The 18,067-nt window shown below is 49.9% G+C and carries 19 protein-coding genes; 8 read left to right on the top strand and 11 right to left on the bottom strand.

Annotation, left to right across the window (positions count from 1 at the left end; translation table 11 throughout):
* Positions 1-4 precede the first annotated feature (4 nt).
* Complete coding sequence (gene fadR, locus NOG12_RS05580; protein WP_313932653.1) at positions 5-715, bottom strand: fatty acid metabolism transcriptional regulator FadR; 711 nt, start codon at positions 713-715, stop codon at positions 5-7.
* A 212-nt stretch (positions 716-927) separates the two neighbouring features.
* On the opposite strand from fadR, the gene dsbB reads away from it, so the two are divergent.
* Positions 928-1,449, top strand: coding sequence for a disulfide bond formation protein DsbB (gene dsbB / locus NOG12_RS05585; protein ID WP_313932654.1), 522 nt, complete (start codon positions 928-930; stop codon positions 1,447-1,449).
* 23 nt (positions 1,450-1,472) lie between these two features.
* Here dsbB and NOG12_RS05590 read toward each other — a convergent pair whose 3' ends face one another.
* From NOG12_RS05590 to NOG12_RS05635, 10 genes are all read right to left on the bottom strand, one after another.
* Entirely contained in the window at positions 1,473-1,925 is a 453-nt protein-coding gene (locus NOG12_RS05590; protein ID WP_313932655.1) for a YcgN family cysteine cluster protein, read from the bottom strand.
* Positions 1,918-2,592, bottom strand: a complete 675-nt coding sequence (locus tag NOG12_RS05595; protein WP_313932656.1) for a fumarylacetoacetate hydrolase family protein — start codon at positions 2,590-2,592, stop codon at positions 1,918-1,920. Before NOG12_RS05595 ends, NOG12_RS05590 begins: the two co-directional genes overlap by 8 nt.
* A gap of 5 nt (positions 2,593-2,597) precedes the next feature.
* Positions 2,598-3,593, bottom strand: coding sequence for a lytic murein transglycosylase (locus tag NOG12_RS05600; RefSeq protein ID WP_418055300.1), 996 nt, complete (start codon positions 3,591-3,593; stop codon positions 2,598-2,600).
* The gene (locus NOG12_RS05605; protein WP_313932657.1) at positions 3,586-3,864 is read right to left on the bottom strand and encodes a YcgL domain-containing protein; all 279 of its coding nucleotides are present in this window, start codon (positions 3,862-3,864) and stop codon (positions 3,586-3,588) included. Before NOG12_RS05605 ends, NOG12_RS05600 begins: the two co-directional genes overlap by 8 nt.
* A 22-nt stretch (positions 3,865-3,886) precedes the next feature.
* Positions 3,887-5,020 (bottom strand): ribonuclease D, encoded by a 1,134-nt coding sequence (gene rnd, locus NOG12_RS05610; RefSeq protein WP_313932658.1) that lies wholly within the window; start codon positions 5,018-5,020, stop codon positions 3,887-3,889.
* Between the two features lie 3 nt (positions 5,021-5,023).
* Positions 5,024-6,700 carry a long-chain-fatty-acid--CoA ligase FadD gene (fadD, locus tag NOG12_RS05615; RefSeq protein ID WP_313932659.1) on the bottom strand — a complete coding sequence of 559 codons (1,677 nt, stop codon included), beginning with the start codon at positions 6,698-6,700 and terminating at the stop codon, positions 5,024-5,026.
* Positions 6,701-6,773: 73 nt separating this feature from the next.
* Positions 6,774-7,703, bottom strand: a complete 930-nt coding sequence (locus NOG12_RS05620) for an alpha/beta fold hydrolase (protein WP_313932660.1) — start codon at positions 7,701-7,703, stop codon at positions 6,774-6,776.
* Positions 7,704-7,705: 2 nt separating this feature from the next.
* Positions 7,706-8,293: a Slp family lipoprotein gene (locus NOG12_RS05625; RefSeq protein WP_313932661.1), complete on the bottom strand. Its 588-nt coding sequence runs from the start codon at positions 8,291-8,293 to the stop codon at positions 7,706-7,708.
* 120 nt (positions 8,294-8,413) lie between these two features.
* Positions 8,414-9,103, bottom strand: coding sequence for a tRNA (adenosine(37)-N6)-threonylcarbamoyltransferase complex dimerization subunit type 1 TsaB (gene tsaB / locus NOG12_RS05630; protein ID WP_313932662.1), 690 nt, complete (start codon positions 9,101-9,103; stop codon positions 8,414-8,416).
* Entirely contained in the window at positions 9,103-11,025 is a 1,923-nt protein-coding gene (locus NOG12_RS05635) for a DNA repair helicase YoaA (protein ID WP_313932663.1), read from the bottom strand. The genes tsaB and NOG12_RS05635 overlap by 1 nt, the downstream gene beginning before the upstream one ends.
* 539 nt (positions 11,026-11,564) lie before the next feature.
* On the opposite strand from NOG12_RS05635, the gene hisG reads away from it, so the two are divergent.
* The 7 genes from hisG to hisF are packed head-to-tail and all read left to right on the top strand — an operon-like array spanning position 11,565 to position 18,041.
* Entirely contained in the window at positions 11,565-12,473 is a 909-nt protein-coding gene (gene hisG / locus NOG12_RS05640) for an ATP phosphoribosyltransferase (protein ID WP_153826683.1), read from the top strand.
* A 3-nt stretch (positions 12,474-12,476) separates the two neighbouring features.
* Positions 12,477-13,784, top strand: a complete 1,308-nt coding sequence (gene hisD / locus NOG12_RS05645; RefSeq protein WP_313932664.1) for a histidinol dehydrogenase — start codon at positions 12,477-12,479, stop codon at positions 13,782-13,784.
* On the top strand, positions 13,781-14,875 hold the full coding sequence (gene hisC / locus NOG12_RS05650) for a histidinol-phosphate transaminase (RefSeq protein WP_313932665.1): 1,095 nt from the start codon (positions 13,781-13,783) through the stop codon (positions 14,873-14,875). The genes hisD and hisC overlap by 4 nt, the downstream gene beginning before the upstream one ends.
* Complete coding sequence (gene hisB / locus NOG12_RS05655) at positions 14,872-15,954, top strand: bifunctional histidinol-phosphatase/imidazoleglycerol-phosphate dehydratase HisB (protein WP_313932666.1); 1,083 nt, start codon at positions 14,872-14,874, stop codon at positions 15,952-15,954. The genes hisC and hisB overlap by 4 nt, the downstream gene beginning before the upstream one ends.
* Positions 15,951-16,568, top strand: coding sequence for an imidazole glycerol phosphate synthase subunit HisH (gene hisH, locus NOG12_RS05660; RefSeq protein WP_153826687.1), 618 nt, complete (start codon positions 15,951-15,953; stop codon positions 16,566-16,568). Before hisB ends, hisH begins: the two co-directional genes overlap by 4 nt.
* Positions 16,549-17,298 carry a 1-(5-phosphoribosyl)-5-[(5-phosphoribosylamino)methylideneamino]imidazole-4-carboxamide isomerase gene (hisA, locus tag NOG12_RS05665; RefSeq protein WP_110074706.1) on the top strand — a complete coding sequence of 250 codons (750 nt, stop codon included), beginning with the start codon at positions 16,549-16,551 and terminating at the stop codon, positions 17,296-17,298. The genes hisH and hisA overlap by 20 nt, the downstream gene beginning before the upstream one ends.
* Positions 17,268-18,041 carry an imidazole glycerol phosphate synthase subunit HisF gene (gene hisF / locus NOG12_RS05670; protein WP_313932667.1) on the top strand — a complete coding sequence of 258 codons (774 nt, stop codon included), beginning with the start codon at positions 17,268-17,270 and terminating at the stop codon, positions 18,039-18,041. The genes hisA and hisF overlap by 31 nt, the downstream gene beginning before the upstream one ends.
* Positions 18,042-18,067 lie beyond the last annotated feature (26 nt).

Genomic DNA, 18,067 nt, shown 5'->3' on the forward strand with positions numbered 1-18,067 from the left:
GTACTTACTCAACTAAATTATCAGGGATCTCACTGCGCATACTATGCCAGATACGGCCCGATTGATAACCGTATTCGCGTACTAATAATACCGCATCGTCACGGCGCGAATCTGCCGCCATGGTTTTTAAATCCGCGTAGTATTTGCGAGCTAATTGCCGAGCTTGTGAATTTGAGAAGTAAAAATTACCAATCCGTGAATACAAGCCTTTAAAGCCGTTCAGTACCAACACATAAATAGGATTGCCAGAGGCCATGGCTAAGTCATGATTCAATTGATAATCATATTGACTGAAGGCTTCGGCACTATCTTCTAGGGTAGCCGCAGCGGTAAGCAATTCTGCTACTCGTTCTGGTGCATTTCGAACCGCTTGGCGAATGTAAATAGCACTGATATTAGTACGTGCCGACAACAATTGATCCACCAATTCAGGCATACCATCTTCATCTAACCTAGCTAAGGTTTCGAGAATGTTAAGGCCTGAAGTTTCCCAGAAGTTATTCACCCGCGTCGGCTTACCATGTTGAATGGTTAACCAACCGTCACGGGCCAGCCGCTGCAAAACTTCACGTAAGGTGGTGCGGGTTACCCCAATCAACTCGGACAGCTCGCGTTCTGCGGGAAGAATGGTACCTGGCGCAAAATGCCCGTTCCATATAGATTTTACGATATATTCCTCGGCAAAACCTGCTGGACTCTTTGCTTTGATGATCATGAAATGCCCTGTAGTTTGAATAACGGGTGCCTGCTTACTGCTGATATTTGTCATAGTGAGGGCTGATTCTACCAGCCTTTTCAATGGTCGGACAAGTTTTGCGAAAATATTTACCGACATCTTGATTGCGCTGGTCAGTACATCATTATTATCGACAATTTTAAGCTGCTAAGGTAAGGTGCCGGCAGTACATCATTGTGAAGAGACTCAGTATGTTAAAACATCTAGCCAAGCTACCAACGCAACGTTTGCCGTGGTTGTTTTTATTGTTGAGCGTTTTAGCTTTACTTAGCTTTGCGCTTTATGTCCAACATGGTTTGGGCATTGAACCTTGCGTTAAGTGTATTTACCAACGAACCGCCATCATCGCCATTGGCTTGGCTGCCTTTGTTGGCCTCCTAAGACCACAACAGCTACTGTTGCGCAGTTTAGCTTGGTTGGCTTGGCTGGTGGCGGCAGTTTGGGGCTATGTTATCGCGGCCGAACACGTGCAGCTACAGCAAGCAGAAAACTCCTTTTTTATTGTCTGCGAGGCCTTTCCTAACTTTCCTAGCTGGTTACCCTTGCACGAGTTGCTGCCTAATCTCTTTGGTGCACCCGGCCTATGTGGAGATATTGACTGGCAATTTGCCGGCTTAAGTATGCCGATGTGGATGCAAATCATTTTTGCTGGCTATGCCATCGTAGCCGTGGCGGTCATGCTGATTCGTTTACTAGTGCAGCGTGCTCTATAAAAGGGGTAAGGGTTAAAAAGCTTTCAAGGGGTATCTTGCAGCGGCCAAGTCACGATGCGGTCTTCTAATTCGGCCGCAAAGTCGCGTTCATTGATAACTCGGCCCACCACGCTTATCCCCGCTGCCACCATGGCATCTTTACTACCTTGATGACGTAACGGATGCCAACTTGGCAACGAACGCCCTTCGGCAAGGCGGCGATAAGCACAGCTGTTAGGTAAATAATACAACTGCTGCAAGTTGTCTTGGCTTATCACTACACAATCAGGAACGATATCGAAGCGCGTCGCATACTGCTTACAACTGCCGCTCTCAGCGCAAAGTAGTTGGCAACTGACATCGGTAAAATAGAGCTCATCGGTGTCATCATCCACCAGCTTATGTAAGCAGCACTTGCCACAGCCATCACAGAGTGACTCCCACTGCTCGGTCGTCATCTCAGCTAATGGCGTAGTTTGCCAAAATGGTTTAGCCACGTCCGGCCGCCACCTGGCCCTGCCATTGCCACGCGCTAGAGCCACTATCAGCCGGCTGCAACCACAGCTGTAACTCATCACCAACCGCTAACCCGGCCACCCCAGCAGGAGTCCCGGTTAACACCACATCGCCAGGGACTAAGCTAAAAGACTGACTCACTTCAGCTAAGAGTTCTGCAATCGGAAAGATCATCAGCCGAGAATCCCCCTGTTGCCGCGGTTGGCCATTTACCTCTAGGCCAAACTGCAAGGGTTGATCCAGCGCCAGTTCTGCGCTTGTGAGCCAACTAGATAGCACACAGGCGCCATCGAAGGCTTTGGCACGTTCCCATGGCTGCCCTTGCGCTTTGAGCTGGCTTTGCACCTCACGCAGGGTTAAATCTAACGCCACCCCTACGGCGGCAATGGCCGTTTGTGCGCTGGCTGGGGTGGCTGCGGTCAAGGGCTGACCGATCAGCACCGCGAGTTCAACTTCATGTTGGCATTCGCCTTGCTGGGTTGGAATCATCACCTTGGGTAAATAGGTAATGCTCGAGGGGGGCTTCATAAACAATAACGGTGCCGCCGGCACCTCATTACCTAACTCAGCTGCATGGGCCGCATAATTGCGGCCCACACACACGATTTTCGACGGTTGCGGTAAAGCAAGTTGGTCCGCTTGATACATACCAATTACCGCGGAAACCGAATACGATCCGACAAATAACCCACCGCTGCCACAAAATAGTGCGAACGGTTCCAACGCATCAAGGCATCGTAGTTGGCATATGCGAGATAAACGCGGCCCTGCTGGTCATCAGGGATCACCACAGAGGCTTCAATATCGTCCCGTTGCGGTAAATCACTCCCGTCCATTCGACGCACGCCCAATTGTTGCCATTCAGCTAGAGTTTTCTTGGTTTTCAACGAAGCTAAACTGGTATCAAAAGAGTCTGGTAGTTGCACTTGGCGACCCCAAGTAACATCATCCCGCCAGCCCACAGATTTAAGGTAGTTGGCCGCCGAGGCAAAGACATCGCCCATCGAGCCCCAGATATCTTTACGACCATCGCCATCATAGTCCACTGCGTACTGCATGAATGAACTTGGCATAAACTGGGTTTGTCCCATAGCACCGGCCCACGAGCCGCGCATTTGTTCAATCGGAATATGCTGTTCTTCTACGATGGTGAGTGCGTGCCATAATTCTTTCTTAAAAAAGGCCTCACGACGCCCTTCGTAAGCCATGGTGGTGAGTGCTGAAATCACGTCTTGGCCGCCAGTAAAGCTACCAAAATTGGTTTCAATGCCCCACAGCGCCACGATAAACCGCGGTTGTACGCCATATTCAGCGCCAATTTGCTCTAATAAATCGCGGTGCTCTTGGTATTTCTCTACTGCCTTTTTGGCTTTCCACTCAGGGACAGCTCGCGGTAAGTAAGTATCCAGCGTGAGTTTGAATTCCGGTTGATTACGATCGGCTTTAACCGAACGCTGGTACAGTTTCACCTCAGCAAAAGCTGTGTCTAAGGTACTTTGGGCGTAACCATCGGCCAAGGCTTCTTGTTTAAGTTTGGCCACATAAGCAGCGAAACCATCAGCACTAATTTCGTTCTCATTGGCCTGAGCCACAGTAGCGCTTAGCCCCATTAACAGTGCTACGGCAACCGAACAACATGCTTTAATCATTGAAAGACTCCTTTGGTTTCAATGTTTTTAATAGGTTTTCCTGTGGCTCGGGTAGTTGTAAATAGAACCCAGGCTCAGTTAAGTGTTGCTTTAACTCTGCCACACTCAACCGCGCTAACGAGCGCGATTCAGTTAAGGCGAGCGTCATCACATGAATAGGTTGACCGAAACTTTGCTGCAAAGGTTCAGGAAGTTTTGTAAAGTCGGCAGGATGCGGCATATATAAATAGGTATCCGCGTGGCGCGGACTGCGATAAATCGCACACAACATAGTCAGGCGCTCTCTTTATTGGTTAGTGATGCTGAGATAACAAGGTTTCAGCGAATGCCTTAAGCTTAGCCCCGCGCCAACCCGTTAACAAGTCTGGTACCATCAATTCTGCTTGGGCAGCAGCTGGTACTTGCCAAAACCAATGAATCACATCGTTGATTTGACGCCGTGAGGCGACCAAGCTGGGCTGTAACTGCAGTTCAGCAGCAACCTCGTTAACGCGCTTCTTCAACTCATTGAAGACCACTTTATAGCCGCGCATATCCGTTAAGCGTTCTAAACTCGCTGGCTGGTCACTAGCATCTGCACCCTTGCTAACTGCTTGTAGCAGGGCTTCACCAGCGTAGCGTACTGTCACCGGAGATAAGTCGGTCACCCCACGTAGATGATGAATACTGCTTGGCATGCGTCGTGCCAGCTCAAGTAAGGTATGATCTTTTGCGACAAAGCTCAGTGGAATATCAGATTTCTGTGCCCGCTCTAAACGCCATTGCAATAACTCACGCAATACCGCCAGTTGTTGGCGATTGCACTGCCAAGCATTACCAAAACTCAAATAAAGCCAATGTGGTGGGTCTTGATGGGCACGCTTTTGTACTTGCAGCGCCGTTTCTTCTAACACAATAGCTAGCTGCTCAGGGCTTAACTCGGCCAACAGCTGCGGGTAAATTTGATGCAAATAAAACACATCAGCTGCGGCATAATCAAGCTGCTCAGTGGCCAAAGGCCGTTGCAGCCAATCGGTTCTTGATTGGGATTTGTCGAGCTCTACTTGGGTATAATGAGCCACTAGGGCAGCGTAGCCTAACGCATCGCCATGGCCAGCTACCGCTGCTGCGATTTGGGTATCAAACACGCCAGTCACCACCTGCCCCATGTGCTGGGACAAGATCTCATAGTCTTCGCCACCGGCATGAATCACGAGGGGTTGTTGTTGATTGGCGAACAACTGCCACAGTGGCGTTAAATCCGTCACTGCAAGTGGGTCAATCAACACCAGCAAGTCATCGGCGCGAACCTGGATTAAACCTAATTTGGCATAATAGGTGCGGGTACGGACAAATTCCGTGTCCACCGCTAAAAAACTTGCAGAATCAGCTTGTTGGCAAAACCCAGCAAGCTGCTCTGCAGTGGTGATCAGATTAAAAGGAAGCATTAATTATTTCGCTTTGGCCTCTTCTTCGTCACGTAACTCACGCCGTAAAATTTTCCCGACATTAGTTTTTGGTAGCTCCTCACGGAATTCCACTAATTTGGGCACTTTATAACCGGTCATATTTTCACGTGAATACGCAATCAATTCTTTTTCAGTGAGCGACTTATCCTTGCGTACCACAAAGATTTTGACTTGCTCACCCGAACTGTCGTGAGGTACCCCTACCGCGGCAACTTCAAGAACTTTCGGATGTTCAGCAATCACGTCTTCTATTTCGTTAGGATACACATTAAAGCCTGACACTAAGATCATGTCTTTTTTGCGATCCACAATTTTGAAGAAGCCTTGCTCATCCATCAAACCGATATCACCTGTGGCAAACCAGCCATCAATCATCACTTTGGCGGTTTCATCAGGACGATTCAGATAACCCACCATTACTTGCGGGCCGCGCACCTGTAATTCGCCGGCTTCGCCTTGCGGTAACTCCTCGCCAGTATCAACATCAACGATACGCACCTCAGTAGATGGTAATGGCAACCCTATGGTACCGTTGTAATGCTCAATATCCGTAGGATTAACGGTTACTATCGGTGAGCATTCAGTTAAGCCGTAGCCTTCTAGCAAGCGCGATTTAGTCACTCGCTCCCAATGCTCGGCAACGGCACGTTGCACTGCCATACCGCCACCTAAAGCGATCTTAAGATGAGAAAAATCTAAATCTTTAAAGCCGTCGGCATGTAATAACCCATTAAACAGAGTGTTCACCCCAGAAATGATAGAGAACGGGTATTTACTTAATTCTTTTACGAAGCCTGGCATATCGCGCGGATTAGTAATCAGAATATTGCGTCCACCGTGCTTCATAAAGGTCAAGCAGTTGGCCGTAAGCGCAAAGATATGATAAAGCGGCAACGCCGTGATCACGGTTTCTTCGCCATCGACTACCAAAGGTGCGACCAACGCCGATACCATTTCTAAGTTGGCAACCATATTCCGATGCGACAACATGGCACCTTTAGCTAATCCGGTAGTGCCACCGGTATATTGCAAGAAAGCTAGATCATCACCACTCATTTGCGGTCGTTGATACTTAGCTTTGGCGCCTTGCGCTAGTATCTGTTTGAACTGCGTCGTATGCTGCAACGAATAGGCTGGCACCATCTTCTTCACATATTTAACTACGAAGTTAACAACCCAACGCTTCGGTGCTGGCAACATGTCACCAATACTGGTCAGGATCACTTTCTTGACCGGTACCTCAGTAATCACTTTCGCCAGGGTGTGCGCAAAGTTATCCAAAATAACAATGGCCTGCGCATTGGCATCACTCAACTGATGCTTTAATTCGCGGGCCGTGTATAGCGGGTTCACGTTAACCACGGTCATCCCAGCTCGTAACACCCCAAACAGCGCAATAGGATATTGCAGTAAGTTTGGCATCATCAAAGCGACGGCATCGCCCTTTTGCAAACCTTGCTGTTGCAGGTAAGCGGCAAAATCTTTACTGAGCGTATCTAACTCATTAAACGTCAGCTCAGTGTCCATGTTTACAAACGCAACTTTATCGCCGTACGTTTTTACACTTTGCTCAAAAATATCAATTAACGAGTTAAAGTGATCCGGATCAATGGTCTCCGGAACCCCTGCTGGATAGCGTTTTAGCCAAATTTTATCCACGCGCTTCATGCTCCTGAATACTTTTAATTAAAATTTACTAACACGCAATCATCGCATATCCAACCAGTGTTGCCTAGCCGTTATGATGCCGAATTATCTGTGATAAATAACCAATAATCGCATCTGGGCGCTCCATATGAACATGATGACCGCCTTCAACTTCGTGTACCCGTAGGTGCGGAACTTGCTCACGCCAGTCTTGTAAGGCCGTTTTTAGACGCTGATGTCCGTGGCTACCCAACAGCACGGTAAAAGGACATTCAATGTGGGCTAGCACATCACCAATCTGAGCCGCAGTTAAGCGCACCGCCGAACTTACCCGCAATTGCCCATCAGCACGAAACTGATAATGTTCGGGGCCTAATTGTTCAATGCCGCGTTCAACTAAAAGCGCCGCTAGTTCACGACTAAAATCACCAGCTTGAGCGCGGGCGCTGATGGCTAAATCAAGATTGGGATAGCGTGGCGGTTGTTTTTGCTGTTGCTGCCAACGACTACGAAAGCCTTGGCGAAGCTCGGTTGTGGTTTTATCCGCAGCGGTGGCAATCAAACCGAAGGCCTCTATTGCCAATAGTTCGCTCACTAACTCTGGCGCAATGCCTGCCAACATATTGGCCGCATAGGCCCCCATGGAATGAGCCACAATAGCCACCTGAGGCCATTGCTGTTGCTGGCACAAGCTCCAGATATCGTAGACATAATCGATAAAGGGATAATAATTGCCCGCCGGTCGATGGTCAGAATGCCCATGCCCAGCCCAATCCAGTGCTATCAAACGATAGTCACCGGCTAGATCCGACTGCAAAAATTCTTCGGCAAGAGGCAAAAAGCTGTGACAATTATCCAGCCAGCCATGCAGAGCCAAGAGTGGGTAACCATCTGTAGGCCCCCATTGCAAACCACGCATGGTGCCCCAGGGTAAATCAAAAGAAACAGGCTCAGCATGATGCCGAGCCTGTTGATAACGCAGTTGCGTAGACGGTGCTATTGCCGTTGTCGTCACAATCAATTATTTCCTTTATCTGACTGGCCCGAACCGCCCTCGCTAGCACCCTGGGTATTGCGAATAATCACCGGACCTGGGTAGTGCGGACGGCTGAAGTAGTAATGACGATACCATAACGAACTATAATCTACCTCAACTTGAGTTTTTTCTTTTTGAATCGGCCACAAATATTTGCCACTGGCATTCAGTACCGGGAACAAATAGTTGTATTCGTCAATCATTCCCGTTTCAGCTGCGGCTATGGTCCCGGTAAAGGTAATATAGCGCCCTTCTTTGTAAACCATGGGGTCCACAAAGCCGGCCAGTTTGGCACGAAACCGCCCATCGCTTTGATCGCTTGGAACGGGACGTCCCCAACCTTGCAGTTCTAAGTGAACCACTTCGATTTCGGTACCCGCATCAGTGTTACGCACCGCTGCAATCATACCGCCCCAACGCGCTGGCTGGCCGATATATTGCTCCGGCTGCTCAAGCGCATTCTTATAACTTACCAAACTTGCTTCATCAACTACTTCAAGTTCATCAGGAACAGACGAACAAGCGCTTAAAAAAAGTGCCGCAAGACCCATCAACCATAACTGTTTCATTTGTCTACTCCTCTGCGTGCATGTATCTGTATAGCATAGTTTAGAAAAGCCTTGTTACCAGTTAGTTCCCGCAAATATCTTGTAAAAATATGTATCAAGCAGGCTACTTAACGGCCGCCCTTATTCACGTCCCGGTAGCTTTTTCCAAGTCACTTCATTACGCACATAAAGCGGTTCAAGATCGGCCGCGTCAACGGCAGGTAAACCAGCATCAGCCAGACGAATCATGTCTTCGGCCAATGGTAAGGTGACATCATCTAGAATCTGCACGTTGGCGCCCGCCGCCAAGGCCTCGCCATAAGCCTGCCAACCCGTGCCCACTGCTGTAACTGGCCCTGCTGGCCACCAAGGTTGTTGCGCTAAGGCCGTTAGACTGGCCATTTGCGGCGCGAGGGTCGGCTTCGCTAACCCTGCTTGATTGTGATAAACCGCAACGTAAACTTCATTCATGCGGGCATCAATGGCGCTCACTATAGTCTTCGCATCATGTAAGCGTATGGCTTGCTGTGCCAAGGCCGCCAAAGTACTTACGGCCACTACCGGTAGGTTCTGACTGAAAGCCAACCCTTGCGCCACTGAAACGCCAATGCGCACCCCAGTAAAACTACCCGGTCCGTGGCCTACCACCAGCTGTTCCACGTCTGCTAGACCAAGCTCAAACTCAGCTAGTACCTCATCAATTAAGGTTAGAATCTTCTGTGAATGTTCACGCGGTGCCAACATGCTGCGCTGGGCCCATTGGTTGCCCACGCGCAATGCTACCGAGCACATCTCGGTAGAAGTATCTAAGGCTAAAACAGTGTGCTTCACTAACTGGTCTCCAAAGCTTTTAAAAATTCTAAGGCATCATTTAATTCGCGCGTTCTACGCATGGCTGGCAAGCTTTTCAAAAACAAGCCACCGTAAGGTTTAGTCACCAACCGTTGATCGCAAACAATCAACACACCTTGGTCATGGGCATCACGAATGAGTCGCCCCGCACCCTGCTTGAGTGCGATAATCGCAGGTGGCAATTGTACTCGCATAAAGGGCTCAACTCCACGTAAACGACAATCCTCGACTCGCGCTTGCAGCAAGGGGTCGTCGGGCGATGCAAAGGGTAACTTATCGATAATCACGCAGCGTAACGCATCGCCGCGCACATCTACCCCCTCCCAAAAGGATGCTGTGCCTAGCAACACCGCCCGCCCGTTGGCGATAAATTGCTCCAACAACTCTCGTTTGCTGGTACTGCCTTGCACCAGTAATTCACGGTCAGTTAATGGGGCCAATAAGGTGGCCACCCGTTGCAACATGCGATGACTGGTAAACAGTACAAACGTACCGCCGCTGGTATTGACTTCAAGCACCTGTAGGACTATCTCAACCAGTTTATCCGCCATGCTAAATTCATGGGGTTGCGGCAAGTATCGAGGCATACACAAGACCGCCTGCTCAGCAAAGTTAAAGGGGCTTGGTAAGCATAAGGTTGCCGCTTTGTATAAACCCAACTGGTGGGTAAAGTGGGTAAAATCTTCGCCCACGGCTAGGGTTGCTGAGGTAAAAATCCACGCCATGTCGGAGCGGTTTAAATAGCCTCCAAACTTATCAGCGACACTTAAGGGAGTCTGATGCAAGGTCACTTGCCGCACCGTGGTTTCGTACCAAAAACTGTAGCCAGTACGTTGGGTATCCATCAACAACTGCCATTTCGCCAAGCCATCGATACAGCGGTCGTAGGCATTATCTAAATCTTTACTACGCCCTAAAGCTTGCTTGATTACATGCACTAAAAACGTCAGGCTGTCTTCTACCGCTTGCGCCGCTTGTTGTACTTCTGCTTGCGCCGCATGCTGTCGCCAGTTGCCGCGTTGTGGCTCGGTCGGAAACACCAAGCGCCAATCGCGCAAGCTTAACAAGAGTTTATCAGCGGCCTTTTCTAATTGGCGCAAATCTTTAAGTTCAGTTAAGTACAGCACCTTAATTTCGTGGGCCAATTCTTGCAGCTGACGACTAGACACAGCTTCGCCAAAATACTGACTAGCAATATCTGGCAACTGATGCGCCTCATCAAAAATCACGGCATCAGCAGCTGGTACCAATTCACCAAAACCAACATCCTTCAGTGCCATATCAGCAAAGAATAAGTGATGATTTACCACCACTAAATCAGCATCTAAGGCCTTTTTGCGGGCCAGCACCAGGTGACAATCATCGTACAGAGGGCAATCACGGCCCAAGCAATTGTCCACCGTACTTGTTACCACCGGCAAAATCTCAGCATCTTCTGGGAGTCCGCTGATCGCGCCAACATCGCCATCGCGGGTACGCTGCGCCCAAATCTGCACCTCACGTAACTGCTGTTGCTGTACTTTAGTGAGTTCACTGGCATGAGCTTGGGCTGCTTGCAACCTATGTATGCACAAGTAATTAGCGCGTCCTTTGAGGAGCGCCACCACTTTGCTCGGCGCCAACAGTTTACGCAAGGTGGGAAGATCGCGGTGAAACAACTGCTCTTGCAAGGCTTTAGTACCCGTAGAAATAATGGCCTTACCATCACTTAACAGCGCCGGTACCAGATAAGCATAAGTCTTACCGGTGCCGGTTTCAGCCTCGACCACTAATTGCTGCCGCTTTTTTAAGGTGCTGGCAACAGCGGTGGCCATGGTGGTTTGCGCGGCGCGCGGTGCAAATCCCGGCAGCGCTTGTGCCAGCACACTGTCGGCTTCAAAATAGGAACTGATCTTGGCCATAAAGTCTATCGTATAGGAGAAAACTTAAGCCTACCATAAACTCGGCTGATGGTTGGCAAAAAGTCACTTGGGTAATAACACCATGATGCCTTTATCGAGGCGTCTGCCAAGCTGAATCATTTAGATTGGCGGTGGTGCCCAACAAGCCTATTTATAGTAACAAGACCGGCTCATTTAACCGCCACAACAAAGTTATACAACTTACAGACAGGAAATTTAATAATCCAATAAATTTAGGCTTGATGGCGTCACATTTTTCTATACAATAAAGCCACGAATTGATGAGAAAGACGGTTTCATAGTAGAACGGTAACATGCCTGCTTTTTAATCTTCAAACCTCTTTCATCAGCATCATTGAGCACACACTGGTAATTTAATGGAGTACATTATGACCAAGCAAAACTGGCACCACCATCATCATAGATATCGTTAGCCCAGTTTTGTGTGCTGAAGGCTAACTCATTTCATTTGGGATTGCCTTCTCCGAACTAGAACCCCGCAAGGCAATCCTTCGCGGGGTTTTTATTTGGAGAATATTATGGTTGTAGATAAAAGTTCACAGCGATTAACCATCGCCATTCAAAAATCAGGTCGTTTAAGCACGGAATCCATTGCCCTACTGCAAGCCTGTGGCTTTCGCTTCAGTCTGCACGAGGCCCGTTTACTTGCGCACAGCAGTAACCAACCGGTTGATTTGTTGCGCGTACGTGATGACGATATCCCGGGCTTAGTGATGGATGGGGTGGTTGATCTTGGCTTGGTCGGCGAAAATGTGCTGGAAGAAGTTCGTTTAGAGCGTAAAGCTACCAACATCAGTTATGATTTTACTCGCCTGCGGGCACTAGAATTTGGCCAATGCCGATTATCCATTGCGGTTCCCAAAGAAGACAATTATCAAGGGTTAGCGGATTTACAGGGCAAACGCATTGCCACCACCTACCCCTATCTGTTGCAAAATTACTTACAGCAACAAGGTATCAGCGCCAGCAACGCTATTCTTACCGGTAGTGTTGAGGTCGCTCCACGTGCCGGATTAGCCGATGCAATTTGTGATTTAGTCTCTACCGGCGCCACCTTAGAAGCCAACGGCTTGATCGAAAAAGAAGTCATCTTCCGCTCGCAAGCACAGTTAATTCAACGCCCTGGTAGCCTGCCTGCGGCCAAGCAAGCTATCGTTGATCAATTGCTACCGCGCATCGATGGCGTGCAAATGGCGAAAGAAAGCAAGTACATCATGCTGCACGCTCCGGTTGCGCAACTCGAGCAAGTTGTTCAGTTACTGCCTGGCGCTGAGCGCCCTACCGTACTGCCGTTAAGCCACACCGAAGAACTCGTGGCAGTGCACGTGGTGAGCACCGAAACCTTATTCTGGGAAACCATGGAACAACTTAAAGCCATCGGCTGTAGTTCCATTTTAGTCTTACCAATTGAAAAAATGATGGGTTAAGTTATGGCACAACTTCAACAAGTTATTTGGCAACAGCTCACGGCCGACCAGCAACGTCAGTTGCTGGCACGTCCTGCTCAAGCACAATCAGCCGAGCTACTTAGCCAGGTGCAAGCGATCATTGATGCGGTTGCCAATGACGGCGATGCTGCGGTGCTCAAGTACACCCAAGAATTTGATTGCCCGTGCTTAACTGAGCTGCGTTACGACGAGGCGGCAATTGCTGCCCAAGCCGCCTTAGTAGAGCCACAAGTTAAAGCAGCCATTGATACGGCCTATCAGACCATTTATGCGTTTCACCAAGCGCAACAGCCGCAGGCGGTTACCGTAACAACTGCCCCGGGGGTGAGCTGCACCCAACAATATCACGCGTTACAAGCAGTTGGCCTTTATATTCCTGGTGGCACGGCTGTACTGCCATCTACCGCATTAATGTTAGGCGTACCGGCGCAACTTGCAAATAATCCACGCCGGGTATTAGTCAGCCCACCGGATCGCAACGGTCAGCTGTCTCCAGCTCTGATGTACGTGGCGCAAAAATGTGGTATCACCGAGGTGTATCGCTGTGGCGGAGCACAAGCTATCGCAGCGCTAGCGCTGGGTACCGAAAGCATGGCGCCGGTGGCGAAAATTTTTGGCCCGGGCAACAGCTATGTTACCGCTGCCAAACAATTAGTTGCTCAGATTCCGGGGGGCCCAGCAATTGATATGCCAGCAGGGCCTTCTGAGCTGTTGGTGATTGCCGATGACAGCGCTAATCCGGCCTTTGTGGCGGCTGATTTATTATCTCAAGCCGAGCACGGTGCTGATTCGCAGGTGATTTTGCTAACTCCATCGGCACAGTTATTGGAGCAAGTCACGCTGGCTTTATCCGAACAATTAGAGCAGTTACCGCGCGCGGACATTGCCCGTCGAGCTCTTGCTGGTAGCGCCCTCATTCAAGTCAGCGACCTTGCCGAAGCCATCGCCATTAGCCAGCAATATGCCCCTGAGCACTTATCAGTGCAGTTAGATAGTGCTGAAGATTATTTAGCGCAGTTAACCCATGCTGGGTCGATTTTTGTCGGCCATTACACGCCAGAGTCTGGCGGCGATTATGCCACCGGTACTAATCACGTGTTACCTACTTACGGCTTTGCGCGCAATTACAGTAGCCTTGGTTTGTTAGATTTTTATCGGCGCTACACCTTACAACGGGTTAGCCAAGCCGGCTTAGCTGGTCTTGCTAACGCTATTATCGATCTTGCTGAAACCGAAGGGTTATCAGCCCATGCCCGTGCGGTTAGTATTCGGTTGGAGCAATCAGTATGAGTTTGGCCAGCAAATTACAGCGAGCTCACCTCGCCCAGTTAACGCCTTATGCCTCGGCACGCCGCAGCATGAGTGGTGGCAATGTGTGGCTGAATGCTAACGAAGCTCCCAGCACCCCATTAGCCGCCGTAGCTGATAACGCCATGAGCGGTAGCGATCTCAATCGTTACCCATCGTTTCAAAGCGCAGCTCTCAATCAGGCCTACGCCAGTTACGCTGGGGTTAGCGCCGAGCAAGTACTCTGTTGTCGTGGCAGCGATGAAGCCATTGAATTGCTGATTCGTACCTTTTGCGAACCTGGTCGCGATAGCATCGTCATTTGCCCCCCCACCTACGGTATGTATGCCATCAGTGCGCAAACGCACGGTGCTGGGGTAATTAGCGTGCCGCTGCAACAACAACAATTGGATGTTCCGGCCATCCTTGAGCAAATACAAACGGCAGCGCAAACCGTAAAACTTATTTTTGTCTGCAATCCCTCTAACCCGCTCGGCAATAACTTAACCCTAGACTCGTTGCAGCAGTTGCTACAGCAAGTAGGCGAACATGCTATTGTAGTGGTTGACGAAGCCTACATTGAGTTTGCCGCAGCAAGCTCTGTACAGGCTCTAAATGAAGTGAGCTCATGGTTGCAGCAGTACCCGCAATTGGTGGTGTTAAGAACGCTATCAAAAGCCTTTGGTCTGGCCGGTATTCGCTGCGGCTTTGCCTTAGCGCCCACAGATATCATTGAAGCCTTACGCAAGGTGATTGCCCCTTATCCGTTGCCACAAACGACGGTAGCTATCGCCACACAAGCATTATCTGATGCTGCCATCAACGCCATGCAGCAACAGGTAGTAGCAACCAACACCCAGCGCGAGCGATTGCTAGCAGCGCTAGCAGATGCCAGCTGGGTGACTAAGATTTGGCCCAGCTGTACCAATTTTGTGTTGCTCACAGTAACAGATGCGGCCGCGATCGTAGCGCACTTTGCCGCTGCGGGTATTTTAATTCGTAATCAGTCGCAGCAATTAGGACTGGCCAACAGCGTGCGCATCAGCATTGGTAGCGCCGCCGAAATGGACCAATTATTGAAGGTATTTCCATGAGTTCAGCAGCCCAGAAAATTTTATTTATCGACCGCGATGGCACGTTGGTAGAAGAGCCGCCGATTGATAAACAACTTGATAGTTTAGCCAAGCTTAAATTTGAAGCTGGCGTGATCCCGGCCTTACTGCAATTACAGCAAGCTGGCTATCGTTTGGTGATGGTGTCTAATCAGGATGGCTTAGGCACCGACAGCTTTCCACAAGCGGATTTTGATGCGCCCCACAACTTAATGATGGACGTGTTTAGCTCACAAGGCATACGTTTTGACGACGTCTTGATTTGTCCACACTTTGCGGAGCAGGCCTGTAGTTGTCGTAAGCCGGCCCTGGGCTTGGTCAAAGACTATTTGCAACAAGGCCGTGTCGATTTCACTCAGTCATATGTTATTGGGGACCGTGATACCGACCTACAACTGGCTGAAAATATGGGGATTCAAGGCATCAAATATGACCCAGCCACAACTTCATGGGCGACTATCGCCCACCAGTTATTGGCCAAGCCACGACAAGCCAAGGTACAACGCACCACCCGCGAAACCGATATTTTAGTTGAGCTCGATTTAGATGCCAGCCAGCCTATTAGCATCAGCACTGGAATTGGCTTTTTTGACCACATGTTGGAGCAAATAGCCACCCACGCTGGTTTTGCCCTCAACCTGCAGGTACAGGGTGATTTGCACATTGATGAGCACCACACTGTGGAAGATACGGCTCTGGCTTTCGGCCAGGCGTTACGCCAAGCTCTAGGCGACAAGCGTGGTATCGGCCGATTTGGTTTTGCCTTACCGATGGATGAGTGTCGCGCAGAATGTTTGATCGATCTTTCTGGTCGTCCTTACCTGCAATTTGAGGCCGATTTTAGCCGTGACAAAGTAGGTGAATTATCGACCGAAATGGTCGGCCACTTCTTCCGCTCATTAAGCGATGCCATGGCGATATCACTCCACTTAAGCACCACCGAGGGTAACAGTCATCATCAGGTTGAAAGTCTATTCAAAGTGTTTGGCCGGGCACTAAGAGCTGCTATCGCGCGCACGGGCGAACAAAGCCTACCTTCGAGTAAGGGGATGCTGGCATGAGTAAGCCAAGCCTAGTCATCGTAGATACCGCCTGTGCTAACATCAGCTCAGTGCGCTTTGCATTTGAACGCCTAGGCGTAAGCCCGCTGGTAACCGCCGATGCGGCTCAGATTAATAGTGCTGACCGGGTGATTTTACCCGGGGTCGGCACCGCCGCCGCCGCCATGCGCAACTTACAACGACTGGAACTCGTTGATACCCTGCGGCAGTTACAACAGCCGGTGTTGGGTATCTGCTTGGGGATGCAGCTGTTAACCACGGCATCAGCCGAAGGTGATGTTGATTGCCTCGGTATTATTCCGACTCGAACCGAGCGCTTACAAGCAGCAGATTTGCCGTTACCGCACATGGGTTGGAACACCGTGGATGGCCGTGCCGACAACCCGCTCTTAGCTGGTTTGCCTGATGCCAGTTATTTTTATTTTGTGCACAGTTTTGCGGTGGCCGTGAGTGCCCATACCATCGCAAGTTGTCACTACGGCCAAACCTTTGCTGCCATGGTCAGAAGCGGTAACTTTTTTGGTGCTCAATTTCACCCGGAACGATCGGGAGCTGCGGGCGCCACCATCCTTAAGAACTTTTTGGAGCTAACTGATGCTGATACCCGCACTTGATTTAATTAACGGCGAGGTCGTGCGTTTACAACAAGGTGATTTTGCTCGACAAACAACCTTTGCTAGTGATCCCCTACCGATCGTTGCTGATTACCAAGCAGCCGGTGCTCAATGGTTGCATTTAGTCGATTTAGATGGTGCCCGTGATCCCGCCCAACGACAGTTACAACTGCTGCAAAAAATCACCGCTGCAACCAGCATGTCGGTACAAGTAGGTGGCGGTATTCGTACCCAAGCCGACCTTGAACAACTGTTTGCTTGTGGCGTGCAGCGAGTGGTGTTAGGTTCGGTGGCGGTGAAACAACCAGCCTTGGTGCAACACTGGTTCAGCCACTATGGCAGCGATGCCATTGTGCTGGCATTGGATGTGAATATTGACGCTGACGGCCAAGCTTGGGTCGCTACCCACGGTTGGCAGCAATCATCCGAGCTAACCTTGGAGCAAATGATTGAGCAGTATTTACCGGTAGGGTTGCGTCATGTGTTGTGCACCGACATCAGCCGTGATGGCATGTTAACGGGCACCAATGTCGAGCTGTATCAGCGGCTCAAACAAGCCTACCCTAGCCTAGTGATTCAAGCCTCGGGTGGGATTGCTGATTTAACCGATTTAGAGCAGTTACAAGCCAACCAATGCGATGCCGCGATTCTTGGTAAAGCGCTGCTCACCGGTCGATTTACGTTGAAGGAGGCGCTCGCATGCTGGCCAAACGCATCATCCCCTGTTTAGACGTGCGCAATGGCGAAGTCGTCAAAGGCGTGCAATTTCGTAATCACGAAATTATTGGCGCTATCGAACCACTTGCCGAGCGCTATGCTGCGGCCGGAGCTGACGAGTTAGTCTTTTACGATATCACCGCGTCGGCCGATGCCCGCGTGATTGATAAATCCTGGGTAGAACGGGTGGCGCGTCTGATCGATATCCCCTTTACCGTAGCCGGTGGCATTAGCTCGATTGAGCAAGCGCAACAGCTGTTAGCTATGGGCGCTGATAAACTATCGATTAACTCGCCAGCACTGCAAAATCCCGACTTAATCAATCAACTGGTCGATGAGTTTGGACAACAATGTATTGTGATTGGCATTGATAGTTTTTTTGACAGCGAAAGCCAAACCTATCAGGTTTATCAGTTTACTGGTGACGAGCAACGTACTCAGAAGACCCGTTGGCAAACGGCTGATTGGTTGGCGGAAGTGGTCGCACGAGGCGCTGGCGAAGTGGTGCTAAACTGCATGAACCAAGATGGCGTGCGCAAAGGTTACGATATTGCCCAGTTGCAAACGCTACGCCGTAGTTGCCCTATTCCACTGATTGCATCGGGTGGCGCGGGTGCCAAAGAACACTTTGCTGAGGTGTTTCAGCAAGCTGCTGTCGATGGCGCTTTGGCGGCCTCGGTCTTTCACAAGAACATTATAGAAATTAGCGAGTTAAAAGATTATTTAGCTACGCAAGACATTGTGGTACGACGCTAACGCAAGCGCCGCTTGTACCCATGCAC

This window comes from Pseudidiomarina fusca (assembly GCF_032227045.1).
GTDB classification, from domain to species: Bacteria; Pseudomonadota; Gammaproteobacteria; order Enterobacterales; family Alteromonadaceae; genus Pseudidiomarina; species Pseudidiomarina fusca.